This window comes from Chelativorans sp. M5D2P16 (assembly GCF_034427935.1).
Lineage (GTDB): Bacteria > Pseudomonadota > Alphaproteobacteria > Rhizobiales > Rhizobiaceae > Chelativorans.
Map to the genome: position 1 here is coordinate 1 of NZ_JAXQNM010000033.1, position 2,202 is coordinate 2,202.

At 61.7% G+C, this 2,202-nt stretch carries 2 protein-coding genes; both read left to right on the forward strand.

The window, feature by feature from the left end; genetic code table 11:
* Nucleotides 1–296: AraC family transcriptional regulator (locus SIN08_RS16020; RefSeq protein WP_322452607.1), on the forward strand; the 296-nt coding region annotated here is incomplete at its 5' end.
* Nucleotides 297–603: 307 nt separating this feature from the next.
* The coding region (locus SIN08_RS16025; protein WP_322452608.1) for a DUF6923 family protein at nt 604–2,202 on the forward strand (1,599 nt) is incomplete at its 3' end.

Below are 2,202 nucleotides of genomic sequence, written 5' to 3' on the forward strand. Positions count from 1 at the left end.
TGCAGGAATACCTGGCCGAAAACTTTACCCGCAAACTGTCCGTCGGCGAACTTGCGGCGCTCTGCAACCATTCACCCAATCACTTCATCCAGGCATTTACGAAGACGTTCGGACAGCCGCCTTACAAGTTCCTCACCAACATGCGGCTCGATTTTGCCGAGCGTCTGCTCGTCGAAACGGATTACACCTTCGGCGAGGTGGCTTTTCTCAGCGGTTTTTCGAGCCAGAGTCACCTGACGAGCACGTTGAGCAGGTTGAGGGGCATGACTCCAGCGAAGGTTCGCAAGAGCAAGTAAACCCTATATCCTCTCAATTTTTATTCCACTTCAGGTAGAATTTACGTTGTGGCGGTTCTGCAACAGTGACGTCGCTATTTTTGTGCAGTTCGTAGGACTATGAAATCTCTGTGTAGATCTGAAATACATCCGTGAACTGTTATGCACAATGCACCCGTCGGTGATCTCCGATGTTGGGCGCACCCTGCCGAGGCGTTGATGCGGCATACGGAATCCGAGGGGGATTCCAATGCGACGCCGAGGCGGGGCGACGAGTGTCAGCGCAAGGCCGCCCACCAGCGGACGATCCACATGCGAGGGGTCATTTATGCGCTATCTTCCTTTGCTTTCAGCAGCAGTGCGCGGCGCCGGTGCAAGCCTTGGCCGTATCGGTGCTCGGCTCACATGCGTTGCGGCGGGGCTCGGCGCCTTCGCCCTTCTGACGGCATCAGCCACGGACGCGCAAGCACAGGCGCAGACCCCGTTCGCCGCCTGTACGTCGACTATCTATCTGTCGATGGGCTTCAATCCGACGCAACTCCACAGCGTCGACACGAGCACCAACCCGTTCACCTTTCCGCCCATCGGCTCGGCGGACAGTCCCGGCTACAACGGCATCGGCTACCGCCCCCAGGACAACTTCATCTATGCGGCGCGTTGGGACGCGAATGCCGCGAATGGGGCCGGCAGGCACATCCTTCTGCGTATCGACAGCAATGGTGTCGTGCGGGAATTCGGCGTCATCGCCGGTGGGGGCATCAACACCGATGCCAATCCTCCCGGGGGCATTGATAATTATCGGGCCACAATCGCCTCGGGCGTGGTCGGGACGGACGGCTTCCTCTACCTCAAGCATAACCACCTCACGGACAGGATGTGGCGCGTCGACGTGTCGGATCCGAATTCGCCGACGGCGACCGCTATAGTCCTTGATCAGGCCATCAACAATGCGGACATCGCCTGGCACAACGGGCTGATTTACACGCACAACCAAAGCGATAATTGGCTTTATTCGATCGATCCCGCCACGGGAGCGGTGGACCCGATCGGCCCGTCAGTCGCCGGTGGCTTCGGGTCGATGATCAGCGCCACCAACGGCGTTTTCGGTCGTGAGAATGCTAATGGCGGGATCTACCAGTTCGATACCGCGACGGGTGAAGCGACGCTCATCTCCGCGTCGCCGACGGGCGGCGGCGACGGCGCCAAGTGCCCCACGACGGCGGTGGAGCTCGACGCCGACCTCGAGATCGACAAGGACGACGGCTCCGCCACCTACGACCGCGGCGGCGAAGTGATCTATACGATCGTCGTCAGCAACAACGGCCCCTTCGGCGTGCAGAACGCGCGCGTCAACGACGCGCTTCCCAACGGCATTGCCGATGCGACCTGGACCTGTGGCAGCCCGACGAACGGCGCCGTCTGCAACGTGGCTAACGGCACCGGCGACATCGTCGACGCGGCGGTGAACCTGCCCGCCGAGTCGTCGGTCACCTTTACGCTGACCATGCAGGTGCCGCTCACCTTCACCGGCGAACTCACCAACACGGCCACGGTGACGAATCCCGTGGGCTTCCCCGACCCGACCCCGGCCAACAACACGAATTCCGACACCGATGTCGCCGCGCCCCTGCTGACGCTCGAGAAGCAGGTGACGAACGACGACGGCGGCACGTTGACCACGGCGGATTTCACGCTGACCGCCGACGGGCCCGTGACCATCTCCGGCGTCAGCGGCAGCGCTGATGTGACGGATGCGGCGGTGCCGGCGGGCACCTATACGTTGAGCGAGACGAACCAGCCGGGCTATACGGCGAGCGACTATGCTTGCTCGATCGACGGCGGCACGCCGGTTTCCGGCAACTCGATCACGCTCGCCAACGAGCAGGTCGCCGTCTGCACGATTACCAATGATGACGAGCCGGGGACG